At 45.6% G+C, this 21,809-nt stretch carries 13 protein-coding genes and 1 tRNA gene; 3 read left to right on the top strand and 11 right to left on the bottom strand.

Going from position 1 to position 21,809, the window contains the following annotated elements; genetic code table 11:
- Window positions 1-105 precede the first annotated feature (105 nt).
- The 9 genes from GT641_RS03040 to tig all read right to left on the bottom strand — a co-directional run bounded on the left by GT641_RS03040 (window position 106) and on the right by tig (window position 13,163).
- Window positions 106-4,380, bottom strand: coding sequence for a SpaA isopeptide-forming pilin-related protein (locus tag GT641_RS03040; RefSeq protein ID WP_161116793.1), 4,275 nt, complete (start codon window positions 4,378-4,380; stop codon window positions 106-108).
- Between the two features lie 76 nt (window positions 4,381-4,456).
- Window positions 4,457-5,143 (bottom strand): hypothetical protein, encoded by a 687-nt coding sequence (locus GT641_RS03035; RefSeq protein ID WP_161116792.1) that lies wholly within the window; start codon window positions 5,141-5,143, stop codon window positions 4,457-4,459.
- Between the two features lie 252 nt (window positions 5,144-5,395).
- Window positions 5,396-6,334, bottom strand: coding sequence for a ParB/RepB/Spo0J family partition protein (locus tag GT641_RS03030; protein ID WP_161116791.1), 939 nt, complete (start codon window positions 6,332-6,334; stop codon window positions 5,396-5,398).
- Window positions 6,291-7,115 carry an AAA family ATPase gene (locus tag GT641_RS03025; RefSeq protein ID WP_161116790.1) on the bottom strand — a complete coding sequence of 275 codons (825 nt, stop codon included), beginning with the start codon at window positions 7,113-7,115 and terminating at the stop codon, window positions 6,291-6,293. The genes GT641_RS03030 and GT641_RS03025 overlap by 44 nt, the downstream gene beginning before the upstream one ends.
- Before the next feature lie 705 nt (window positions 7,116-7,820).
- Window positions 7,821-9,881: a lysine--tRNA ligase gene (gene lysS, locus GT641_RS03020; protein ID WP_161116789.1), complete on the bottom strand. Its 2,061-nt coding sequence runs from the start codon at window positions 9,879-9,881 to the stop codon at window positions 7,821-7,823.
- Window positions 9,882-9,922: 41 nt separating this feature from the next.
- Window positions 9,923-10,405, bottom strand: a complete 483-nt coding sequence (gene greA, locus GT641_RS03015; protein ID WP_008400183.1) for a transcription elongation factor GreA — start codon at window positions 10,403-10,405, stop codon at window positions 9,923-9,925.
- 144 nt (window positions 10,406-10,549) lie between these two features.
- Window positions 10,550-10,633 (bottom strand) — tRNA-Leu (locus GT641_RS03010).
- An 89-nt stretch (window positions 10,634-10,722) separates the two neighbouring features.
- On the bottom strand, window positions 10,723-11,877 hold the full coding sequence (locus GT641_RS03005) for an FKBP-type peptidyl-prolyl cis-trans isomerase (protein ID WP_161116788.1): 1,155 nt from the start codon (window positions 11,875-11,877) through the stop codon (window positions 10,723-10,725).
- Window positions 11,878-11,948: 71 nt separating this feature from the next.
- Window positions 11,949-13,163: a trigger factor gene (gene tig, locus GT641_RS03000; protein ID WP_161116787.1), complete on the bottom strand. Its 1,215-nt coding sequence runs from the start codon at window positions 13,161-13,163 to the stop codon at window positions 11,949-11,951.
- Window positions 13,164-13,663: 500 nt separating this feature from the next.
- On the opposite strand from tig, the gene nrdD reads away from it, so the two are divergent.
- The 3 genes from nrdD (at window position 13,664) to dut (ending at window position 17,036) form a co-directional block, all read left to right on the top strand.
- Window positions 13,664-15,790: an anaerobic ribonucleoside-triphosphate reductase gene (nrdD, locus tag GT641_RS02995; RefSeq protein WP_008400188.1), complete on the top strand. Its 2,127-nt coding sequence runs from the start codon at window positions 13,664-13,666 to the stop codon at window positions 15,788-15,790.
- A 263-nt stretch (window positions 15,791-16,053) separates the two neighbouring features.
- Window positions 16,054-16,590 (top strand): anaerobic ribonucleoside-triphosphate reductase activating protein, encoded by a 537-nt coding sequence (gene nrdG / locus GT641_RS02990; protein WP_044944584.1) that lies wholly within the window; start codon window positions 16,054-16,056, stop codon window positions 16,588-16,590.
- Complete coding sequence (gene dut, locus GT641_RS02985; RefSeq protein WP_008400192.1) at window positions 16,590-17,036, top strand: dUTP diphosphatase; 447 nt, start codon at window positions 16,590-16,592, stop codon at window positions 17,034-17,036. Before nrdG ends, dut begins: the two co-directional genes overlap by 1 nt.
- A 58-nt stretch (window positions 17,037-17,094) precedes the next feature.
- Here the strand turns inward: dut and GT641_RS02980 are convergent, their stop codons facing one another.
- A complete protein-coding gene (locus GT641_RS02980) occupies window positions 17,095-18,135 on the bottom strand; it encodes a peptidylprolyl isomerase (protein ID WP_243104474.1) in 1,041 nt (346 codons plus the stop codon).
- Window positions 18,136-18,223: 88 nt separating this feature from the next.
- Window positions 18,224-21,748 (bottom strand): transcription-repair coupling factor, encoded by a 3,525-nt coding sequence (gene mfd / locus GT641_RS02975; RefSeq protein WP_008400194.1) that lies wholly within the window; start codon window positions 21,746-21,748, stop codon window positions 18,224-18,226.
- Window positions 21,749-21,809 lie beyond the last annotated feature (61 nt).

The following is a 21,809-nucleotide window of genomic DNA, read 5'->3' as shown; positions in this document are numbered from 1 at the left end:
ATAGGTGATTGGCTCACTTCCTGTTTTTCTTTCTGACCTGCAAGAAGATAAAGCCGCCGATAATAAAGGCTACCAGCACGATAGCCACGATGGTTTTAGGTTCCATTAGTTACGATCCTCCTTTTTCTTTTTCTTGAATCCGATAACGCCGCACACAGCGATGCCCACTGCGGACAGCCCTGCAAGGACATAGAGCAGCGGCAGATTGGTTGTGTCGCCGGTCTTAGGCGTATCACGCAGTACATTGTGCATCTCCACAATGGTAGTGGAGCCGAGCTTGACCGTTGCCTTCTTGTCGGCAGGCAGGACATACATCGAAGAAGCCGAGTTGCTTACCTCAGAAATGGTGTAGTCCCCGATGCGAAGCCCGTCAATGAAGATTTCACCCTTGTCGTTGGTTTCAAGGATAATGTCATAGCCATTTGCACCGGTAATGCGGAAAGCGAAGCCCTTGACCTTGCCGTCAGAGGAGGTCTTGACGATTTTCAGGTTGCCTCGCATCGCATCATTGATGAAGCCGACACCTGCCTTGTTCTCCACCTCGTAGGTCTTGCCGCTGGTGTCGATCATCACTTCATACACGCCGGTGTCGAGGACAAAGCCCTCCGGCGCTTTGGTTTCCTTGACGAAGTAGCGACCGTGGAACAAGTCGTTCATACTGTATTCGCCCTTTTCCTTTTCGGTCAGTGTGCCGAGCAACTCGTCGCCGTCGTCCAGCTTGCCGCTTCCGTTGCTGTCCTTGTAGACCTCAAAGGACGCTCCGGTCAGCTTATTGTCAGGATATTCGGAATCCACCTTGGTCAGATGGATGTTTCCACGGACATATTTGTTGACGATCTTGATCTCCACGACCTGACCGTCTGCGCCGATGGTCACGGGATAGATGGTATCGTCCAGCACGAAGCCGGCGGGCTGTTCGATTTCACGGACATACCAAGTGCCGTAAGGGATGCCCTCAAAAGAAAAGCTGCCGTCCTCTTTGGAGGTGGCAGTCATCAGCGCAGTTTCCTTTGTAAACTCGCCGTCATCCGTGCGGAACAGTCCAATCAGCGCACCGCCGAGAGCACTGCCGTTTTCATCGACCTTCTTTCCGGAAACCGAACCGTAGAGCAGATCATTTTCGATTGCCTTGCCGTCATTGGCGGCAATCTTTACAACTGCCGTATCCTGATTGGCATACCCAAAGGTAACGGGATACTTGGTATCGGAGAGCTTGTAGTGACTGTCGGTAGCAAGCTCCTGCACATAGTAGCTTCCACAAGGAAGGTCGGTCTTAACCTTTGCCGTTCCGTCCTCATTCAGAGAGATGATCTCAATCAGACCATCTGCGGGAATGGGAGTGCCGCTGGCAGATACGATCTCCTCGGCGGCAAACAGCCCAAAGGAAATGTTCTTCATTTCACCGTTTGTGCCAATGCCGAAGCACTCATTCTGCTCGATGGACTTTACAAGGCTGATCTCCACCTTCTGACGCTCGTTCTCGAACGAAGTCGCCGTTTCTGTTACGGCAACACTCTGACCGGCGTAGACAAGCTCGACGCAGTGGGGTTCCGGGTTGAGCACCATCCCGTGGGGTGCTGTGATCTCACGAACCTCATATTTGCCGAGATAAAGTTCACGGCTCACCGCTGTGCCGGTTTCATCGGTTGTAACGGTGTCTACGACCTCGCCCTTCTGATTTCGGACAGTGCCGTCCTGCGTGATAATATCCTCAGCGGCGACGATCTCATAGACCGCACCGGGAAGTCCACGCTTTTCATACTGCGGCTGATAGATGGTTGGCAGTTCGTTTCCGCTTTCATCTACGCCGCCGATGACGGAAACGCCGAAGAACACCTCGCCGGTTTTTTCCACGGTGATGGTGCCTTTCTGTGCCATATTGGGCTTATCCACTTTTACTACCGTAACCCCGCTTTCTTCTGTGGAATTATCCTCCGTGACATCGAAGTACACGGGCGTTTCATCGAGAACATAGCCATAAGGAGCCTGTACCTCGACAATAGAGTACCCCTTTCCAAAGGGCAGCTTTTCCGGCGTGACAAGAGAACCTTCTGCATTGGTGTAGAACACATCAATGGTGGTGGGCGTCGGGTAAGTGAAGGTCATTGTTACGGGGTTGCCGTCCGGGTCATAAATCTTGAAGCCCGCACCGGCGTAAGGAATAGTCTTTCCGGTTTCTGCGTCCTGCTTCACGATCTTGATAAAGCTGTTAAAGGGTGCATTGTTGATAAGGTAGCGATAAGTCGCCCCATTTTGAGAAATGAACACATCAAAGTCGGGCATCAGCTCGCTGCCTTCCCAGCCGGACACCTGATGGACGGTGTATATGCCGTAAGGCATATCCTTGGTCTGGGCAAAGCCGTTTTCGTCGCAGGTGAGATAATCACGCTCGGAAGCCTTTGCGCTATCATAGGAGCCTGCGGCTTTCAGATACACGGCAAACTCAGCACCATTTTCGGGTGTTTCGATCTGCGTATCACCGTTATCGGTGTGCTTGATGATGGCGATATTGCCCTTTACGACCTGCTCAGTTACATCATTTGCCGTCTGATTATGCTCCACGGTATAAAGCTGCGGCTCTGCACCGATCTTATGAACGGTGGCATCAAGCAGATAACCCTCAGAGGGAGTGATTTCTCTCACCGTCCAGTCGTTATCGCAGATATACTCCTTGGTAACGAACTGCCCGTTTTTGTCGGTGGTGTAGGTATCCACAAGGGTTTCACCCTTATAGATGCCGTAAACAGCACCGGCAAGAGAAGCATCACCCTGCGCCGTGCCGGTTTCAGCGTCGCTCTTGGTAACGGTCACGGAAAACTTCTTCAAAATATTGAGGAAGCTACGGTTCGTGACCTCGTTCCAGTTGATAGGCGCAGACTGCGCTTCGGGAACAACATAGCGAACAGCAGTGTCCACTTCCTCTACGGTATAAGGTGTGGAACCGGAAATGAGGACATCTTCAAAGGTCGCCACGCCGTTTGCATCGGTTGCGGCATACTCGTCCACGGCAATGCCGGAGAGCGAAGTGCCATAAAGGTGGAAGGTCACACCCTCGTTGAGATTGTCCTCCGAGGACTTCACGATCTGCAAATCTCCACGCTTGAGCTTGTTGTTGAAGGTCACGGTAGAAACCTGACCGGAAACCACCGTCACACGGCGGGACTCCTGCGGCTCATACTTGTCGTAGTCCATTTCGGTCACGGTGTAGACACCGGGCATCAGGTTGTCGATTTGAATTTCTCCCTTGGAGTTGGTCTTGACGGTCTGATTGATGCCGTTGCCGGTGACGGTAAAGTTGAGGTTATCTACCTTTCCGTCCTCCGAGGTTTTGATGATCTTAGCAGAACCGTAGGATACCTTCAGATTGAGAAATGCCTGCACGGGGTCATTGACCTCTTGGGCGTAGCTGATGACATCCTGAATACCGCTTCCGGGAGCGTATCTTCCATCCGTCCAAGTAATGATTCCTCGGCGGGTTGCACCGGACTTGCTTGCAGTAATTCTCACGCTGTCAGAGGGTGCGGTAGCCGCCGTAATGACGAGCTTGTTTCCGCTGACGCTGAAAGAAATGCCATCCTCATTCGCAGAAAAGCTATAATTGGAAAGGACATTGTTGCTGTCAGTCAGAGTTGCGGTGTAGTTCGTGCCGTTCCAAGCAAGCTCGACATTCTGCGCCTTGCCGGGAGTTTTCGCCATAAAGCTGGGAATAGCAGAGTGACGCTGTACGCTTGCTTCAATGCTGTTGTAGTAGCTGATGAACTGGCTATACAGAGGGTGCGCTGTGCTAACAACACTCTTGACGGCATCATAGCTGCCGGGACTGATATGATTGAAGTCCTCATCTCGCTCACCGACCACGGTTTCCCAAATAAGAACCTGCGTCGCCATCGCCTGTGCCAGTGTTTCGGCATCGCTTGCGTTCTGAGAACGCCAAGAGGTACTGATCGGTCCCGTGTAGCCGTACTGCATAATACGACCGATGAACAGTTTCATATCGTAGGGAGAAATAGTGCTGTTGAAATCCGAGGGGAGGTTATCCCAAAAGGTTTCATCCTTGCTGGTGTATCTGTCGCCAGTGTCCTGCGGCGTACCCGGCTCAATGCAGTAGCAGATATTTCCGTCATACGAGTGCATTGCTCGAATGGTAGTGTACTTGGACTCACCGGAATACCAACCGTTCATATAGTGAAGATTGGAGTGTCCCCAAGTACCGCTGTAGTCGAGATTTGCATCTCCGCTTCTCGGAAAAGAAATGAGATAGACTTCCGCTTGCTCTCCTGCGGCAAAGGCGGTAGTCGTGCCAAGTCCGATAAATGCGGACAGGCACATCACGAGAGAAAGCAGTCCTGCAATTCCTCGCTTGAAAAAATGTGTTTTCATTGTGTTGATTACCTCCTTGAAAACGAAAAACGCACCGTACTTTGACGATGCGTTTCAGTGTGATTCGATTTTGTTGTTATGCGTAGCCGATATACACCTCAAAGGAACCGGTTCCGGTCTGCTCATACCAAATCCAAACATCCGTGATGTCGGGATCTTTGGCGTAACGGCTCAAGTAACCCTTGATGTCCCTTTCGGTGTATTTGCATTGCGAACCTGCGGCAATGGGATTGTCCCAGCAGTACACGGCTTCGCTGTTCAGCGTAAGACCGACACTCTCGGCATAGCTCTTGGCAAAGCCGATCCAATAGCCGATGTCAAATGCCGGCTCTGTTGGTTCTTCCTGTGGCGGTTCGGTCGGTTGTGGTTCTTCCGTTGCCGGAGGTGTGGGCTGTTCCTTTTCGGACGGTGCAGAGACTTCCGGATGGTGCTCGGACTCGTCAGGTGTCTTGGACGGTTCGCTTACCTGTGGCGGCGTTGTGCCGCTGTTAGGCTGTTCGGATGCCGGTTTTGTTTGAATACTGCTATCCAACACGCCTGCCGTTGCTTCTGTTGAACGGTCATCGTCTTTCGGCTCTGTACTTTGGGGCTGTTCAACCTCAGTTTTCTCTGTCGCCTGCGCCGTTTCTGATTGGTAAGGAGCTTTGTTACTCTCCGAAGAAGAAACCGGGGCGGGCTGTTCTGCAATCTGCGAGGTGTTGCTGCACCCCGAAGTCAGGCACAAAAGGACAATGAGAAAAAGAACTGCGATTTTGGATTTCATACGCTTCACTCCCTTCGACCACATTCTACCCGATGATAACCGTTCAGACAAAGATGCGTTTTGAAGCGCAACTTTTTATCATATCGCCGGTGGGCGCAATTCCAAACTGTGCGATCTCCGAGCCTCTCTTAGATAGACTTATTTAGAGAGATAGAGATAAAGTTAGGAGATAGATTATTTATTCTCGGATAGTCTGGAAGTTCTGGGGATGGAGTGTGAGGAAGGGGACAGCGGAAAACATACTCCGTGTGCCTATCGGCTGTCACGCTCTGCCCGCTGGCGCAGGAAACGACTGTAATGCTCCAATGCTTTGACCACATAATCCTCCGTTTGGCTGACGGGGATATTCTTCGGGATCAGGCTTCGCACCTTGTCCCCACGCAGGACGATTTTCTCACGCTGGTTTGGCTTTTCCTCGCTCATAATGGCAGATACTACTTCCGGTGTGAGTTTGCCTTCCGTGAAGAACTTCCGCATACGAATGGTCTGATCGTGGGACGGGGTACATTGGTTCAGGTCAATTTCATCAACCACCGCCCGCTGGCTGTCCTCGTCCAAATAGGATAGCTCCACCGCAGGACGCATTTTGATTTTCCCTTCGTCCACAAGGTCAAGAAGTTCTTGGACAAGGTTTGTCAGACGGATATAGCGATGAATTTGATTTCTGCTATCGCCTGTTTCTTCTGTTATGGCTTCAGAGCTTCTATCAAACTTCGTCCCCACTGGGGACAAAGTTAAATCTGAACGCTGTCCTTGCCGCTTCATCGCTTCCAGCCGCATTTTATAGGCAAACGCCTTTTCTGAGGGAAGTATCTGCGACCGCTGGTAGTTGCTCTCCACCATCAGCACAGTGGCGGCATCACGGTCAAGGTCTACGACCTCGCAACGGAGTGCTTCAAATCCGGCAAGTTCACACGCTCGTTTTCGCCTGTGACCGGAAATCAGCTCATATCTGCCGTCCTCTTTTTGACGCACGGTAGCCGGAGTAATGACTCCTCGCTCCTTGACACTCTCCACAAGCTGTATCATATCCTCGTCGTCCCGTACCTTAAATGGGTGGTCGGGAAAATCGTCGATCAGCTCAAGGGGAATATCTCGGATTTTACTGAGCTTGGCATCGTCCCTAAGCTCCTGTGTAGAAAACAGGTCATCGAGCGTCGGCAGAGTGAAGTCGCTCTTTCTTCCTGCCATCGGCAGACACCTCCTTTGCGAACTCAGCATAAGCCTTTGCAGCAGGACTGCTCGGCTCATACTTGTAGATGCTTACGCCCTTGGAAGCAACCTCTGCGGCTTTCACTGCCATAGGAATGGAGGAACGGTATATCTTAATAACGCTCCCAAAGTTCTTTCGCAGTGCGTCGGCAGTGCTTTTTGCGAGGTTGGTGCGGTTATCTACGATGTTCAATAGGATACCGTCGATTCGCAGGCTCGGATTGATGTACTGCCTGACCTTTCCAATGGTCTGCATCAGTTGGGTCATTCCCTTTGCCGGAAGGTATTGCGCCTGCACGGGAATGATTACGCTATCTGCCGCCGCCAAAGCATTCAGAGTTACCATACCGAGCGAAGGCATACAGTCAATCAGTACATAGTCATAATTGTCTTTGACATTGCTCAGATAGCTTCTCAGAATGGTTTCACGGCTCATTGCGGTCACAAGCATCATTTCCATAGCAGACAGCTCGATGTTGGCAGGGAGCAGATCGACATTTTCCTCGTGATGCAGAATGCCGCTTCGTGGGTCTGTATGATCTTCACGGATAACCCCGGATAGCTTATCGGTAATGGTCGTCGTAAGACTGTCATTATCTCGCCACCCAAGGCAAGTTGTGAGGTCGCCCTGCGGGTCGGCATCTACAAGGAGCACCTTCTTGCCGAGTCGTGCAAGCCCGACACCCAAATTGACCGTTGTGGTCGTTTTGCCTGTGCCGCCTTTCTGATTGCAGATAGCAATGGTTTTACAGTTTGGCATTTCGCTTTTCCTCCTTCTTATTAGATTTGGATCGCTTGATCCACCAAAACACAGGAAGCGGAGTCCTGTGCTTTGGTGGTCGCATTTAACTCGATCTCATCCCCCAAATGCGTAAAAGGAAATCAACAGGCGTTCGGCTGCTGACCGAACTCATAGGAATCTCACCTCTGCCGGGTACTCCGCCAGCCCCATAGGGAAGTATCATTGTCCCTGAATCGTTTCATCGCCTTATCCGCAGCAAGCGGATATTTCAGAATGGTTCGGAATCGCTACCAACCTTGCTTTCCGTGATAACCCTTGTGGGCAGGAAGTTCGTGGCGCACCTTCATCCGGCTGGGGCTTTCACCCCCGATCAGGAATGTACCTGTTGAATGTCTATTCGATTTTCAAGGTTCGTGAGGTTTTTGCCCTCACTAACCAACTGGGAAATTTTTTTCGATTTGTACGAAGTTTTTTTGAGATTTTTCAAAAAATTTTTTTCGACCACCTTTCAGGGATAAAAAAAGCCCCTATCACATCACAGAGATGTAATAGGGGCAGAAATAGAAAAAGCCCGCTGACCGAAATCAGCGGGCTTAAATCATATGAAATTATCGTATGCTATCGGAACTTGTCTGCAATCGCAAAATTCCAAACGCATTTTTGGCGTAAGCTCGGAGTAAATTGGCGTAAGTTGTGGCGTAAGCACCGACAATTTTAGGTCAATCAATAGAGCTTTGCGCCTGCTGGAATGTGAGGATCGACCATCAGCAAATGCAACTTTTCTTCACCGTTTTCGTGATGCACGGCTGAGATCAACATACCGCAGGAGTCGATACCCATCATCGCTCTCGGAGGCAGATTGGTGATTGCAATGCAGGTCTTACCGACCAGTTCTTCCGGCTCATAATATTCGTGAATACCACTCAAAATGACCCTATCTACGCCGGTTCCGTCGTCCAAAACGAACTTTAAGAGCTTTTTGGACTTCTTCACAGCTTCGCATTCCTTGACCTTTACGGCACGGAAATCACTCTTGGAGAAGGTGTCAAAATCGACCTGATCCTCAAACAAAGGCTCAATCTGAACATTGGAAAAATCAATTTTTTCTTCCACAACGGGAGCCGTCTGAGTAGCCTCCGCAGGAGCCGAAACTTCCTTGGAAACCTTCTTGTCAGAGTCCAACGGCTTCATTGTCGGGAAGAGGAGCACATCACGGATTGCCTGTGAATCAGTCAACAGCATAACCAGACGGTCGATACCATAACCGATACCACCTGTAGGAGGCATACCGATCTCCAGTGCATTTAAGAAATCCTCGTCTGTATGCTCTGCTTCATCATCACCGGCTGCTGCATTTGCATCCTGTGCTGCAAAACGCTCACGCTGATCAATCGGATCGTTCAGCTCGGAGTATGCATTACACATCTCCCATGTGTTTATAAACAGCTCGAAACGCTCAACCTTGCTTGGATCAGAAGGTTTCTTCTTGGTCAGTGGTGAGATCTCGATCGGATGATCCATGATAAATGTAGGCTGGATCAGCTTTTCTTCACAAAACTCCTCAAAGAACAGGTTAATGATATCACCCTTCTTATGACGTTCTTCATATGCAATATTGTGTTCATCAGCCAGTTGCTTAGCTGCTGCATCATCTTCTACCTGATCGAAGTCGATTCCGGTATATTTCTTGATCGCATCATTCATGGTCAGACGCTCAAACGGCTTACCGAAATCAATCTCGATTCCATTATAGGAAATCTTTGTGCTTCCGCAAACCTTTTCAGCAAGATAACGGAACATGGACTCTGTCAGTTCCATCATACCTTCATAGTCTGTGTATGCCTGATATAATTCCATCAGCGTAAATTCCGGATTGTGTCTTGTATCAACACCCTCGTTACGGAATACTCGTCCAATCTCGTAAACTCTTTCCAGTCCGCCTACGATCAGACGCTTCAGATATAATTCCAGAGAGATACGAAGTTTTACATCCTCATTTAATGCATTGTAATGTGTCTCAAATGGTCTTGCTGCCGCACCACCTGCATTTGCAACAAGCATAGGAGTCTCAACCTCCATGAAATCACGATCTGCAAGGAAGTTACGGATCTCTTTTAAAATCTGTGAACGCTTGATAAATACTGCCTTGCTCTCCTGATTCATGATAAGGTCTACATATCTCTGACGATATCTGACATCTGTATCTGTTAAGCCATGGAACTTCTCTGGAAGGATCTGTAATGACTTGCTTAAAAGTGTCATTTCTTCTGCATGGATAGAAAGCTCTCCTGTCTTTGTACGGAATGCCCATCCCTTTACACCATAGATATCCCCGATATCGGATTTCTTGAAATCTGCATAAGCTTCTTCACCGATCTGATCTCTTGCAACATACACCTGAATGTTACCCTTCAGATCCTGAATATTACAGAAGGATGCCTTACCCATAACACGCTTGAACATCATACGTCCTGCAATGCTAACATGGATCGGTGATGCATCCATGATTGCTCTTCTCTCGTTATAATCGTTGTTCAGCACTTCCTTCTTCTGTGCATCATCCAGTCCCTCTACGTCCGGCTCCTGTCTGCCTGCAAGAAGCTCTGCCTCATGCGCTGTATATGCTTCTTTTACATCTGTGCTGTGATAAGTCACATCATACTTTGTAATCTCAAATGGATCTTTGCCTGCCGCCTGTAAATCTGCCAGCTTCTCACGACGAACCTGTAACAGCTTATTTACATCCTGTGGCTTAGCCTGATTATTCTGCTTATTCTCTGCCATCTTTGTTTAATCTCTTTCTACTATATTGATTATTCTGTTTATTAGATTGCTCTCTTGATATCTAATATTCTGTATTTGAATTCTCCGTCCGGTGCTTCTACTATTACTTCTTCACCAACGCGCGCACCCTTTAATGCCATACCAACCGGTGATTCATCAGAAATCTTATTCTTCATGATATCTGCTTCTGTTGAACCAACGATGTGGAATACAACTTCCTCGTCAAATTCATAATCATATACTGTTACGGTACGGCCGATACCGACAACCTCTGTATCAACCTCATCTTCGTCAACGACCTCTACATTTTTCAGGATAGCCTCTAACTGCTCGATTCTTGCTTCGATATCACGCTGCTCGTCCTTTGCCGCATCATACTCAGCATTCTCAGATAAGTCTCCCTGCTCTCTTGCTTCCTTGATCTTGGCAGCAATCTCTCTACGTTTATTTACTTTCAGATCCTGAAGTTCTTCTTCAATTTTTTTAAGTCCTGTATAGGTAACTACCTGTTTCTTTTCAGCCATCGCCGACTACCTCCTAAACAATATCTGTGTTTTCCGTTAAGTTCTCACAAGTATCCTACATTATATTCCAGTTTCCCTGTAATGTCAAACCTGTATACAGAAAAAAAGAAGCCTTAAAGCTAAGACTTCTTTTTCTTCTATCAATGCAGTTGATGGGACTTGAACCCACACCCACGTAAGTGGACATGAACCTGAATCATGCGCGTATGCCAATTCCGCCACAACTGCATGAAAACGTGCTTTATCTCACGCACTCGTTTAATATAGCACGTCATCTGCTTCTTGTCAAAACAAATTTTGTAAAAACGTTAATTTTTTTATTCTGCCTCTGAAGCTGACTCTGTTGTTGACTCTGTGCTCTCTGCTTCAGTGGAACCATCTTCCGATGCATCTTCTGAACTTGCTTCTGTTGAATCTACCTGAACAGCTGTACCCATCAGATAATCAAGAACCTTTTCCTCTGTTGCATAGAATTTCAGATCGCTCGCTGAATATTTGGAGTTAATCGTATCCTCGTCTACTTCATTATCATCCATCAACTTCTGCTTATATGCATCAGTCTCTTTATCATTTGCGACCAGATCTTTTTCTAACGCGATCGAGCTGACAACGATCTTCTCCTGCATTACAGATTCAACTGTGCTCTGAAGATAGGAAACAAATGAAGCCTCGTCTGTGTATCCATAAAAATACTGTAAGAATGTTGGTACGCCGATTCCATACTGGGAGGCACTGGACTCGATATTATCCATAACACTCTTTACATATGCATCAATCTCGCCTTCCGGATATTTGGTAAACGTTGTTTTCTCTTTAATTGCTTTTAACACATTAGCTCGGTCAGTATTGTCTGCCGATTTATCTGCATCCTTCTGAAGCTCATCCGTCAGATACTTGGTATAATCCGCTGTTGTTGTATATTTACCATCCGTAGCCGACTTCACAAGGTCATCTGTATATTCCGGTGTGGTCGTTATCTTGATATAATTGATCGTTACATCAAATTTTGCTTCCATACCGGCAACCGTTGTATCTGAATAATCGTCCGGATATGTGATTGTGAATGTCTTCTGTACACCGGGCTTTAATCCGATCATCTGCTCATCAAGTCCGGGTGCTAACGCATCCTTACCCATAACAATACTGGTTCCGGCTTCGTCATCGTTCTTTGCCTTTTCCTCGCCGTTGATGGTTTCAACGTAGTTGATATTAACATCGTCACCATCCTTGATCACGCTGTCATAATCCTTTGTTTCTACATTATTATCTGTACAGAATGAATTAATCTTCTCGTCAATCTGATCCTGTGTTACTTCTCTGGACGTTGGTACATACTCGATACCATCATAATCCTTTACTTCTGCACATTTTGCATACTGTCTGAATTCACTCTTTGTGCTTCCGCATCCGCTAAGCACCCCCATGCCGACAACCGCAGTCAGACACAGAGCCATTACCTTCTTCATTTTCATAATATAATCTTTCTCCTCAGAACTTCATCTTATTAATTCTTTATTTACAGAACTCTGTTTCGACATCTGCTCTAGTTTGCTTCTGTTATTGCTTCTGTTGTAGTTTCTTCTTCGGAACTCGTTGCTTCTGTCGCTGCTTCTGTCGTTGTCTCTGTCTTCTTACCATTATCAAGAAGGAAAGTCATAACCTTGTCAGCCAATGTATAATACATCAGATCCTGAGATGAATACTGTTCCTTTACAGAATCCTCTGTTACGTCATTCTCCTCCGCGAGTTTCTTGATATAGGCTGTTTCATCATCCGAATCAATTGTAATATTTTCTGCCTTTGCAACCGCGCATACTACCTTTTTTTCTTTTACGGATTCCTGACAGATCTGATTCACATATTCTTTGAATGAATCTTCATCCTCATAACCGTAATAATATTGGATAAACGTTGCATAATCAATGCCATAATTACTTGCCTGCGATTTCAACTGTGTAATGATCTCATCTGCCAGACTACTTACCTCTTCTGCCGGAATATTCTCAATTGTTGCCTTATTGATAACATTTGTCATAACAACATTCTGTGCCGATGTAAGTGCAGTTGCTTCATTACTTGCTTTCAGCTCACTTCTGATGGATTCCTCATACTCGGCTGTTGTCTTATAAGAAGTATTCGCAGCTACCAGCGCATCATTATACTCTGCTTCCACAGGAATCTTGATATAGTTCAATGTAGTCTTGAATACAGCAGCTTTGCCATCCATATCATTGCCATATCCGTCCGGGAAGGTTACATTTACATCAAATGTATCTCCTGCCTTATGTCCCACGATCTGATCTTCAAATGTGTCGATGAGGGATTTTGATCCAAGTGTTACATCATATCCTGAACCGTTCGTATTACCACCATCAAATTCTACACCATCTACAGTACCTACAAAATCAATATTTACTGTATCTCCTGATTTTGCCGCACTTGTTTTATCCTCATTATATGTCGCACAGGATTCAACAAAATCATCTACCTTCTTCTGTACATCATCCTCAGTTACTTCTGCAGGAGCATACTCATATTCAATACCCTTATACTCCCCCAGAGTTACTCCCTCCGCATACTTGGCAATATATTCATCAATTGTCAGATCAGCTTCTGTACTGTCCTCTGTTGCATCCGTCTGTGTCGCTTTATTCAAATTACCGGTCACATCTTTACCCTTATCTCCACAACCTGCAACCATGGATACTGTCATTGCCATTGCAAGAGCAACCGCAAATCCCTTTTTTAATTTTCTCATTGTACTTACCTCTATATTATTATAAAATTAGGTATCACCTATCATAGCTTTATATCACACTTTCTATTAAAAATAAAGCTATTTTACGCAATTCATAGAAATGTCACAAACTATATAACATTATCGTTATATCTTCAATTGTTTGCAATACTTCGACAGTATCCGGTCCTCCGAATACAATTTCCGACAATTTCACATATTATCAAGCACCGCTCGAACGTTAAATCACATTTTCCCATGCAACACAATATCTAGTATTGTTTCTTTATTTTTTTCTCAATATTTTGTACCATTTGATATAGACAAACCAGAATGGTGATGCTATAATGTGTAACTGTCGGGGACATAGAGTTACAAAATATTCAAAACGATTTTTTAGTCTCACAGATTTTAAATCGTTCATTTTTTTGTCTTTTTTTCGCGCACGACGCAATATGTTGTGGGTCGAGCAAATATTGCACTCAATATCTAGATAACCATTTTAGGAGGAGAATAGAAAAATGCAGGTAATCAAAAGAGACGGAAGAGCCGTATCCTATGATCGCAGCAAGATTATCGTTGCCATTCAGAAGGCAAATGCCGAAGTTGAAGACTGCGAAAAAATTTCTGAAGAAAAAATCGAAGAGATCATAGACGGCATCGAAGCAAAAAACAGAAAACGAATGCTGGTTGAAGATATTCAGGATATCATTGAACAAAAGCTCATGGCAGAGGGGAAGTTTGTTCTTGCCAAGACTTACATTATATATAGATACAGCCGTGAACTGATTCGTAAGGCAAACACAACTGATGATTCGATCCTCAGTCTGATCAAGAACAGAAACAAAGATGTTATGGAAGAAAATTCGAATAAAAACGCAACAGTTGCATCTACCCAGCGTGATCTGATCGCAGGCGAGGTTTCAAAAGATCTTACAAAGAGGCTCCTGCTTCCGGAAAAGATCTCAAAAGCCCATGAAGAAGGTGCGATTCATTTTCATGATGCAGATTATTTCTTACAGCCTATCTTCAACTGCTGTCTGATCAACATTGGAGATATGCTCGACAACGGCACTGTCATGAACGGCAAATTGATCGAGAGCCCTAAGAGCTTTCAGGTTGCATGTACGATTGTTACACAGATCATTGCAGCCGTTGCCTCCAGCCAGTATGGTGGTCAGTCCGTTGATATCCGTCACCTTGGAAAATATCTGCGCAAGAGCTATAACAAATATAAAGCATTATATCAGGAAGAATTTGGAGACAGATTGGATGCTGATACATTAGAGGAACTGGTAAAAGAAAGGCTGAACGATGAACTTCGTTCCGGTGTTCAGACAATCCAGTACCAGATCAACACCTTAATGACTACAAATGGGCAGTCTCCATTTGTAACCTTATTCCTGAATCTTGATCCAAATGATGAATATATCGAAGAAAATGCCATGATCATAGAAGAAATCCTCCGTCAGCGTTTAGAGGGTATCAAGAACGAAGTTGGTGTCTATGTGACACCGGCATTTCCAAAGCTGATCTACGTTCTGGATGAACACAACTGCTTAAAGGGTGGCAAATATGATTATATCACTCGTCTTGCCATTAAGTGTTCTGCAAAAAGAATGTATCCTGATTACATCTCCGCCAAAAAGATGCGTGAGAACTATGAAGGAAATGTATTCTCATGTATGGGTTGTCGTTCTTTCCTTTCTCCTTGGAAGGATGAAAATGGCAACTACAAATGGGAAGGTCGTTTCAATCAGGGAGTTGTCAGCCTGAATCTTCCACAGATCGGAATTCTGGCAAAAGGTGATGAGGATAAATTCTGGTCACTCTTAGACGAAAGACTCCAGTTATGTTATGACGCTTTGATGTGCCGTCACAGAGCTCTGGAGGGTATCACATCCGATGTCAGTCCTATCCACTGGCAATATGGTGCAATTGCACGACTAAAGAAGGGTGAGGTTATCGATCCATTGCTTCACAACGGCTACTCTACTCTGTCGCTTGGATACATCGGATTGTATGAAACTTCTATCCTGATGAAGGGTGTCAGCCATACAGATCCTGTCGGTGAAGAATTTGCTTTAAAGGTTATGAATAGAATGCGTGCAGCCTGTGATAAATGGAAGGCTGATACCGGACTTGGTTTCGGATTATACGGAACACCTGCCGAAAGCTTATGTTACAGATTTGCCCGTATTGATAAAGAGCGTTTCGGTACGATCAAGGATGTTACAGATAAGGGCTACTACACGAACTCTTACCATGTTGATGTACGTGAGAAGATCGATGCATTCAGCAAGTTCAGATTTGAGAGTCAGTTCCAGACGATCTCATCCGGTGGTGCAATCTCCTATGTCGAGATACCAAATATGCGCAACAATCTGGATGCACTTGCAGAAGTGGTTCGTTACATTTATGAGAACATCCAGTATGCTGAATTCAATACAAAGTCTGACTATTGCCATGTATGTGGCTATGATGGTGAGATTATCATTAATTCAGACGGCGAATGGGAATGTCCTCAGTGTGGTAACAAAGACCATGCAAAAATGAACGTTACAAGAAGAACCTGTGGTTATCTCGGTGAGAACTTCTGGAACGTCGGCAAAACAAAAGAAATGGCTTCCAGAGTATTACACCTGTAGAATTCAGGTCTGATGCATGTGGTTCAGCCATACCACAGATAAAGACATATACCACATACGATCAGAATATACCGGAATTTTTATAAAAACACTTGCTATATTGAAAAAATTGGTTTATATTAAAGCTATGCATAAAGTATTTACTTGTATGAACAGTTTACATCCGATTTTTAACTAAGTGCATTAATAATTTCAATTTGTATGGTCTGCATGTCGTAGAGGGCAATGCGGGCCATACTTTTTGTATGGGAGAAATAATAATTATGAATTATATGGATATCAAACGGTGTGATATTGCAAACGGAACCGGAGTTCGAACCTCTCTGTTCGTATCCGGCTGCACACACCACTGTAAAGGTTGTTTTAATCAGGATACCTGGGATTTCAACGCAGGTAAGCCTTTTACGCAAAAAGAGATCGATACGATCATTGAACTCTGTAAGCCGGATCATATTGTAGGTCTTACTTTGCTGGGTGGCGAGCCATTGGAATTCGTCAACCAGCAGGGTCTGCTTCCACTTCTGGAACAGTTCAAATCTACTTACCCGGATAAAACGATCTGGTGCTATACCGGCTACGATTTTGAAAAAGACGTTCTGGACAAGATGTATTATCAGTGGGATTTCACTCACAAATTCCTGTCCTATCTGGATGTTTTAGTCGATGGCGAATTTGTTGAAGAGAAAAAAGTTCTGGATCTGCGATTCAGGGGTTCCACAAATCAGAGAATATTAGATGTTCCAAAATCACTGACTGCCAAGAAAGCAGTCTTATGGGACGAGAAAGGAAGGTACTTCTAATGGCCACATTTGATATTAACATTAAGAAACTGAATGAAAATGCGACGATTCCTTCTTATGGTTCTGAATTTGCTGCCGGAGCAGATCTGTATGCCTGCATGGATGAGCCTGTAACGATTGCTGCCGGAGAAACCCAGTTCATCCACACCGGACTGGCTATCGAGATTCCGGCCGGCTATGCCGGACTGGTCTATGCAAGAAGCGGTCTTGCTTGCAAACGTGGTCTTGCACCTGCCAATAAAGTAGGCGTTATCGACGCTGATTACCGTGGAGAGATCATGGTAGCACTCCACAATCACTCTAATGTTGATCAGACAATCGAAAGTGGCGAACGTATTGCTCAGCTTGTTATCACTCCATACATTACCGGCTGTTTCCATACTGTAGATGAATTATCCGATACCGTACGCGGTGAAGGGGGATTTGGCTCAACAGGAAGAAAATAAACAGACGAAAAAATGTCCATGGTACGAAATGTACCATGGACATTTTTATTCTATCCCATTAACTAAACGTGATCATACTATACACATCGGTATTTACGCTCTTGGAATAAGTGTAATCTTTATCAATCTTTGATACCCAGTTCGTTAAAAGATTATTAAAATAGGCATCATTTGCCTCTTTTGTCAACTCCGCTTTATTCGTAGCGGTTGCTTTCTCATCTGTCAGATATGTCATCTGAAAGATATGATAGCCATTCTCAGTCTCGATAACCGGGGAGATATCTCCATCCTGCATATCATATAAAGTATCCAGCACCTCTTGTCCATAGCTTTCCAGGATCTGATCCTTACTCATCGTATGGCTTCCGGCATATCGCAGGTTGTTTGTGTGGCCAAGGAAAGTAATATTCAGGTTCGGATTGTCCGATAACTGCTGTTTGATCGAAGTATAAGCCTCGTCCGCTTTTTGTTTCTGTTCTGCAATCTTATCCTTACTGTACACTACGATATTTCCAAAATCATCCTCATAATAACATTCAAAGAACATATCGTAAAATGTCGTCATTCTTGCCTGCTCATCGGATACCTCGGCAGAGGAATCGCTCATGACATGATCGTAAATCTTCTTCGCCAGTGCATTCTCCTGAAGAACACGGGATGGTGTATCTGCCTCCATGCCGGTTTCCTTCAACTGCTCATCGGTCAGACTGTTATAAAAATCTTCCGCTTCCTGTTCTGCCTGTGCCTGTTCTTCCTCCGTCAGGCTGATCTTGTATTCATCTGCCTGTGCGATCAATGCCTTAGTCTGGACAATGTTGGATATTACTTCACGCCTTGCCATTTCCTCGACATCCATCTCAATACCGCCATCCGTTTCGATCGTTTTGCCCCAGATGTCGCTGCCGTATTCTTTCTCGTACTCATCAATGGTTGTCTGTGCATAGATATACACCTCGTCCAAATAAATGTTGTCATTTCCGAATTTGAATACAATATATTTTCCTGTATTATCCTGACTCTCTTCTCCGCACGCTGCAAGTGTAAGTAACATCACACATGCGCAGATCAAAGAAATAGCCTTTAGAATTCTGCGTTTCATCCACCAAACCTCCTGTTCTTCCAACTCACCGATTTCGGTGTCTGCATCGCCCTGCAAACATTACAGATTTCGGTATGCTGATCATCCTTTATTCTTCTGCAAGCTCCGCGATATCGGCTACAACCGCTCTCGCCTGCTTCCAGATCTCTTTCTCTGTGATCGTCTTCATCTTAAGCACAAAAGACGGACTGTTGCCGATCACAAATTTCATGCTTCCTCTATATTTATCTAATAACGAATCAATCTTTGCTGTGTCGATCTTCGCCTGTTTAAACATCGAAAACCGTAGTTCCGCCCCCGCCAGCATAATGCTGGTTATATAGGCACGATTTGCCTTTGCCTTTAATAAAGATACATCAAGCAGGTTCAGAACCTCTGTCGGCATCTCTCCGAATCTGTCATTTAATTCGTCAATAATATCGTCATAGTCATCATCCGATGCGATATGTGATATCCGCTTGTACAGATCCAGCTTGATAAATTCATTCTTGACATATTCAGCCGGTATATAAGCATCCACCGGAAGCTGTACGGTTGTCTCGAACCGTTCTTCAACCTTCTCGCCCATCTCCTGACGGATCGCATCATTTAACATCTTGCAGTACAGATCATAACCAACTGCTTCCATATGACCGGACTGATCCTCGCCTAAGATATTTCCCGCGCCACGGATCTCCAGATCCTTCATGGACACCTTGATTCCGGAACCAAGATCGGTAAATTCCCGAATTGCTTTCAGTCTCTTTTCCGCAGTTTCTTTAATAAGTTTATCCCGACGGTACATCAGAAATGCATATGCATTCCGATCTGAACGACCGACACGGCCGCGGAGCTGATACAACTGGGATAAGCCAAATGTATCTGCATCATGAATGATCATGGTATTTGCATTCGGAATATCCAAGCCTGTCTCGATGATCGTCGTAGTAACCAGCACATCAATCTCATGATTGATAAACCGGTACATGATGTCCTCCAGCTGTCGTTCATGCATCTGGCCATGCGCATACTCAACGACTGCATCCGGTACAAGGGATGCGATCTCCGATGTGACCATCTCTATATTATTTACCCGGTTATATACATAATATACCTGACCATCCCGCGCCAGCTCACGCTTGATCGCTTCTTTGACAAGTTCGGGATCAAGCTCCATGACATAGGTCTGGATCGCCCGTCTGTCAACCGGTGCTTCTTCCAGAACACTCATATCCCGGATACCGATCAGGCTCATATGAAGTGTACGAGGAATAGGAGTCGCTGTCAAGGTCAGAACGTCTACATTTGTCTTCATCTGCTTGATCTTTTCCTTATGTGTTACACCAAACCGCTGCTCCTCGTCTATGATCAGCAGACCAAGCTGCTTAAATGCCACATCCTTGGACAACAGCCGATGTGTTCCGATCACGATATCCACCTTTCCGGCCTTCAAATCGGCGATCGTCTCCCGTACCTCCTTCGGTGTACAGAAACGGCATAACAGCCGGATCTCGACCGGGAATTCCTTCATACGTTCTTTGAATGTATTATAATGCTGCTGTGCAAGGATCGTAGTAGGCACAAGATATGCAACCTGTCTGCCATCGTATACCGCCTTAAATGCCGCACGGATCGCAACCTCTGTCTTACCAAAGCCCACATCACCACAGATCAGACGATCCATGATCTTGCTGCTCTCCATGTCTGCCTTTGTCTCTGCGATTGCTTTCTTCTGGTCATCCGTTTCCTCGTACGGGAACATTTCCTCAAATTCCTGCTGCCAGATCGTATCCTTCGAATAGCAAAAGCCCTGTGATGCCTGTCGTTTCGCATACAGGTTCACCAGTTCCTTTGCGATCGTTGCAACATGACCTTTTACCCGGCTTCTGGTCTTCTCCCAGTCCTTGCTGCCGAGCTTGTTGATCTTCGGCCGTCTGCCCTCTTTATCACTGTATTTCTGGATACAGTCTACCTCAGAGGCCAGCACATAGAGCTTTCCGCCCTCTGCATAATTGATCGTTACATAATCTTTTAAGACACCGTCCACTTCGACCTTCTCGATACCGCCATAGATACCAACACCATAGCGTTCATGAATCACACAGTCACCCACGCTGATATCAGAGAAATCCTTGATCACTTCACCAGAATACCGAGGCTTCTGGTTCTTCTTTTTCTTCATACTGCTCCGTGCAGTAAAGACGTCGCCTTCATTTATCACAACCAGCTTCAGCTCCGGGAACTCAAATCCTGCCCGAAGTCTTCCTGTCGTAACCATTACCTCTTTCTCAGAAAGAACACGGTCGGTATCCTCTGAATAGAAGCACGCCACATCATGGCTGGTCAGATTCTCAACCATGCGTTTTGCTCTGGTCGTCGATGGTGAGATAAATATGATACGGTAATTCTTCTCTCGCCATTTTCCGATATCCGCAATCAACGCTTCAAAATTATTCCTGTAAGAATTAACTACACGGCTGTCATATGTTACATCATGCCGGATCGTAAAATACCGATCCTCATGATACAGAATAGAAAATGCGAGCGTCTGAAATGCCTGCATTTTCTGCACGATTGCCGGATAAGTAAATAAAATATTCATCATACCCGGAAGGATATAACCACCCTCCAGACGGCTCTCCATGCTCTCAAGGAAGGTCGCCATATAGTTATCCGCATAATCTGATATCCTCGAAGTCTCATCCAATAAAATAACTGTATTCTTTGTGCGGAAGCAGTCTAAAAGTGATACTGTCTTACTGTAGAAATACTCTACATAGCTGTCGACTCCAGCCATTCCATGGAACTCAGTCAACTGCTCTTTGATCTCCCCGATCTGCTTCTTCAGACGGGCAGCTTCCTCTGTCTTGAACTCTTTCCGCAGCTTCTCATAATATGGCTTGAACTCCTGCTCAAGCTTACGGATACCCTGCGCCGTCCTGCGATCAGACAACACCATCTCGCTTGCCGGATAGATCTGGATCTCCTGCACCTGTTCGATCGACCGCTGGCTTTCCACATCAAAGCTTCGGATGGTATCGACCTCCGTATCCCACATATCGATACGATATGGACATTCCTCTGTCAGAGGGAAAATATCAATGATACCACCACGCACAGCAAACTGTCCGACACCATCTACACTGTCTGCCTTTTCATACCCCAGTTCCACCAGACACTTCTTAAGCGCCTCGACGTCCAGTTCTTCTGCCTCACGGATCGTCACCACATTTTTCTTAATATAGGACAGATCCGGCATCCTATCAAATAACGCATCTACCGTCAGAATGATCGTACAGGCTTCTCCCTCGATCAGTCGTCTGAAAATATCCATCCGCCGTCTGGTGATAGAATTTCCATGGATATCTGAGCTGTAAAATAAAATATCCTTCGACGGATACATATACACCGCTTTATCATAGAAACGGAAGTCCTCATATAACTGTTCCATTCTCTGTTCGCTGTAGGTTACGACCAGCCTTACATGTGCATCGGATGAAAATGCATGCATCAGATACACCCGGTCTGTTCCGTCATTTCCGGATATATTGACGATGCCATCCTGCTCTTTTAACCAGTCCTTTATCTGTATATAATTTTCGGTATGTTTTACAGGCTCATTGATTGCCTTCATATCGACGCCAAATGCCAGGCTGATACAGCCTGGCTCCCTTTCTTTTTTATTTTCTGATTAT

Origin of the sequence: Clostridium sp. BIOML-A1 (assembly GCF_009874105.1) — a bacterium.
In the GTDB taxonomy this organism is placed as follows: Bacteria; Bacillota; Clostridia; order Lachnospirales; family Lachnospiraceae; genus Coprococcus.
This window is presented reverse-complemented; position numbering and strand designations above follow the sequence as displayed.

Bases quoted from the DNA above. Each gene is read 5' to 3' on its own strand.
- GT641_RS03030 (WP_161116791.1), bottom strand. From the start codon at position 6,334: ATGGCAGGAAGAAAGAGCGACTTCACTCTGCCGACGCTCGATGACCTG.
- GT641_RS03040 (WP_161116793.1), bottom strand. From the start codon at position 4,380: ATGAAAACACATTTTTTCAAGCGAGGAATTGCAGGACTGCTTTCTCTC.
- nrdD (WP_008400188.1), top strand. From the start codon at position 13,664: ATGCAGGTAATCAAAAGAGACGGAAGAGCCGTATCCTATGATCGCAGC.
- GT641_RS03025 (WP_161116790.1), bottom strand. From the start codon at position 7,115: ATGCCAAACTGTAAAACCATTGCTATCTGCAATCAGAAAGGCGGCACA.
- tig (WP_161116787.1), bottom strand. From the start codon at position 13,163: ATGAGAAAATTAAAAAAGGGATTTGCGGTTGCTCTTGCAATGGCAATG.
- mfd (WP_008400194.1), bottom strand. From the start codon at position 21,748: ATGAAGGCAATCAATGAGCCTGTAAAACATACCGAAAATTATATACAG.
- greA (WP_008400183.1), bottom strand. From the start codon at position 10,405: ATGGCTGAAAAGAAACAGGTAGTTACCTATACAGGACTTAAAAAAATT.
- GT641_RS02980 (WP_243104474.1), bottom strand. From the start codon at position 18,135: ATGAAACGCAGAATTCTAAAGGCTATTTCTTTGATCTGCGCATGTGTG.
- GT641_RS03005 (WP_161116788.1), bottom strand. From the start codon at position 11,877: ATGAAAATGAAGAAGGTAATGGCTCTGTGTCTGACTGCGGTTGTCGGC.
- dut (WP_008400192.1), top strand. From the start codon at position 16,590: ATGGCCACATTTGATATTAACATTAAGAAACTGAATGAAAATGCGACG.
- nrdG (WP_044944584.1), top strand. From the start codon at position 16,054: ATGAATTATATGGATATCAAACGGTGTGATATTGCAAACGGAACCGGA.
- lysS (WP_161116789.1), bottom strand. From the start codon at position 9,881: ATGGCAGAGAATAAGCAGAATAATCAGGCTAAGCCACAGGATGTAAAT.
- GT641_RS03035 (WP_161116792.1), bottom strand. From the start codon at position 5,143: ATGAAATCCAAAATCGCAGTTCTTTTTCTCATTGTCCTTTTGTGCCTG.